Origin of the sequence: Streptomyces sp. adm13(2018), from assembly GCF_008042145.1 — a bacterium.
Lineage (GTDB): Bacteria > Actinomycetota > Actinomycetes > Streptomycetales > Streptomycetaceae > Streptomyces.
Genome location: NZ_RDBH01000143.1, coordinates 36,523 through 39,375 on the forward strand (window position 1 = coordinate 36,523; position 2,853 = coordinate 39,375).

Sequence of the window (2,853 nt, forward strand, 5' to 3'; positions counted from 1 at the left end):
GGTGCGGGCGGCCATGGTGTGCACCAGGCCGTGCCACCGGTCGTACGCGGCGGCCAGGCAGCGCTCGTCGCCGCGGACGAAGCCGTCGGCGACCTCGCGGTCGGACAGGTCCCCGTCGGACGGAAGCGATGCGCCGTACGAGGACGGAAGCGGTGCGCCGTACGTGAGCGACGGCCGAGCCAGATCTACCTGCACGGTCATGGCGACCCGCCTCCTGTGACGTGTGATCGGGGTGCCCGGTCTGCTGGGTACCCTCCCGGGCCGGCACACCCTCACCGTCCGCGCCACCGACGGCACCGGCGCCACCCAGCCCGAGGAGCGCACCGGCACCATGCCCGACGGGGCCCAGGGGTGGCACTCGGTCGTCGTGGAGGTGGGGGATGCGTAGCCGCCCTGCGCACGTCCTCGTACGGGGCGTACTCGGGCTTGCGCCCGGTGCGGCGAGAGCGCGTGCTTGGCGTCGTGGGTCGGACGGGAGTTTGACGACAGGCCCTAGCCGTGACGGTCGGGGGTGCGGCATCGTGACGGTCGGGAGGGTGCCGCCGCTCCGGTCCGGACCGCGTAACGAACCGGTGCCGCCCACCCGTTCGTCGTACTCATGAGGGAGACTGCTCCCGTGCGTGGACATCTGCCGGACGAGAACCCCGGTTTCGTGGGGCGCCGCACGGAACTGGAGCGGATATCCGCCGCCTTGGCGGAGCACCGCCTCGTCACCGTGACCGGCGTCGGGGGAGTCGGGAAGACCCGGCTCGCGCTGCGCGCCGCACACCGGGCCGCCGGGCTGTACCCCGACGGCGCCTGGTGGACCGACCTCGCCCAGCTCGACGGCGACCGGCTCCTCGTCGCCCTCGTCGCCGACTCCGTCGACCTCGCCGACCACACCCCGGGCATGGCGGCCACCGGCCTCTGCCACCGGCTCGCCGACGACCGGCTGCTGCTCGTCCTCGACTCCTGCGAGCACCTGGCCGAACCCTGCGCACGGCTCGTCGCCGAACTCCTCGCCGCCGCCCCCGGACTGACCGTCCTCACCACCAGCCGCCGCCCGCTCGGCGTCGAGGGCGAGCAGATCGTCGCCCTCGACCCGCTGCCGCCCGCCGGGGTCGACGCCCTGGACCTGCTCCGCGGGGCCGCCGGCGAGGAGTTCACCGCCGCGGGCCCGGCCGGCGAGATCTGCGTCCGCCTCGAAGGCATCCCCCTCGCCCTGGAACTGGCCGCCGCCCAGATCCGCATCCAGGGCGCCGAGGCCGTCCGCGACCAGCTCGGCACCCGCTTCGACGCCCCGCCCTCGGCCCGCTTCGACCTCCTCGCGCACACCGAACGGGTCTGGCCGAGCCGCCACCAGACCCTGCGGGCCGCCATCGGCTGGAGCCACGAACTCAGCGCCCCCCTCGAACGGCTCCTCTGGGCCCGGCTCTCCGTCTTCCGCGGCCCCTTCGACCTGGCCTCGGCGACCGCCGTGTGCATCGGCGGCCCGCTGAACCGGGCGACGCTGCCGGGAGCCCTCGACGGCCTCGTCCGCGCCTCCGTGGTCCGCCCCCCGGACACCGCCGGACGCCTGCGGATGCTCGACACGATCCGCGCGTACGGCGCGACCTGGCTGGACCGGACCGGCGAGACCGCCGCGGTCGCCGACCGGCACGCCGCGCACTTCCGCGGGCTCGCGCGGCGCGGTGAGGCGGACTGGCACGGAGCCCGCCAGCTGCGCTGGTACCGGACGGTCGACGCCCACCACACCGATCTGCGCCTCGCGCTCGACCGGCTGCTGCGGACCGATCCCGACGCCGCCCTCGACCTCATCGGCTCCGTCGCCTTCGCCTGGTCCTGCCGGGGCCGCCTCCGCGAGGCCCGCGACGGCCTCGAACAGGCCCTGCTGCTCAGCGAGGAGCGCGGCCGCACCCGGGCCCGCGCGCTGTGGGCGCTCGGCGTCACCCTCGTCCTCCAGGGCGAGTTCGGCCCGGCGCAGGACGTGAGCGAGCGGTGCGCCCGCGAGGCCCGGTTCGCGGAGCACACGGTTCACCGGGACCGGCCCGGCGATCTCACCCTCGACGCGGCCGCGCTCGCCGGGCTCCTCGCGCTGACCACCGGCCGCCCGATGGCCGCGCACGTCGTCGTGGGCCATGTGCTGGACGCGGCGCGGGGCGGCCCCGCCGACTCCGCCGCCCGGCTCCGCTGCCACCTCGTCCACGTCTTCGCCCTGACGGGCCTCGGCCGGCTCGGCGAGGCCCGGGAGCGGGCTCTGGCCCTGCGTGCCCTGTGCGAGGAGCTCGACGAGCACTGGACCCGGACGGCGCTGGAGTACCAGCTGTCCCTCACCGGGCTCCTGGAGGGCGACCCGGCGCGGGCCGCCGGGCACGCGCGCGCGATGCTCGAAGGGACCCGGGGGCTCGGCGCCAGTCTGGGGGTGGCCCTCGGCCTCGACGTCCTCGCCACGGCCCTCGCGGCGGCCGGCGAGGGCGAACGCGCCGCCGACGTCTCGGGCACCGGGGAGGCGTACTGGCGCTCCACCGGCCAGCCCCGCCGCGGACTGCCCGGCCTGCGGGCGCTGCACGAGAAGTACACCGACACCGCCCGCGCGACGCTCGGCGAACCGGCGTACGAGGAGATCTTCGTCCGCGCCCTCACCGGACTGCCCCAGGACGGTCTGGACCGGGCCCTCGGGGACCCCCGGCACTCCTGAGGCGACGACCCGCGCGCTCCCGATCCCCGCCCCGTTCCCGCCTTCCCGCCCAGGTCCCGCGCGGTCCGCCCGGATCCGTCACGCCCACCGGCCGCGCCCGGCCGGTGGGCGTGACGGATCCGGGCGGACCGCGCGGGACCTGGGCGGGAAGGCGGGAACGGGGCGGGGATCGGGAG

Annotated in this window: 2 protein-coding genes and 1 pseudogene; 2 read left to right on the forward strand and 1 reads right to left on the reverse strand. The window is 76.6% G+C overall.

Annotated elements, in window-relative coordinates; genetic code table 11:
- Positions 1-201: pseudogene (locus EAO70_RS38280) on the reverse strand (hypothetical protein); the annotation flags it as partial.
- A 22-nt stretch (positions 202-223) separates the two neighbouring features.
- Between EAO70_RS38280 and EAO70_RS38285 the strand changes: the two are divergent.
- Both EAO70_RS38285 and EAO70_RS34425 read left to right on the forward strand, forming a co-directional pair.
- Positions 224-388, forward strand: a complete 165-nt coding sequence (locus tag EAO70_RS38285; RefSeq protein ID WP_187284158.1) for a hypothetical protein — start codon at positions 224-226, stop codon at positions 386-388.
- Between the two features lie 210 nt (positions 389-598).
- A complete protein-coding gene (locus EAO70_RS34425) occupies positions 599-2,677 on the forward strand; it encodes an ATP-binding protein (protein WP_148006745.1) in 2,079 nt (692 codons plus the stop codon).
- Positions 2,678-2,853: the final 176 nt, after the last annotated feature.

Coding starts and splice junctions, on each gene's coding strand:
- EAO70_RS34425 (WP_148006745.1), top strand. CDS start 599: ATGAGGGAGACTGCTCCCGTGCGTGGACATCTGCCGGACGAGAACCCC.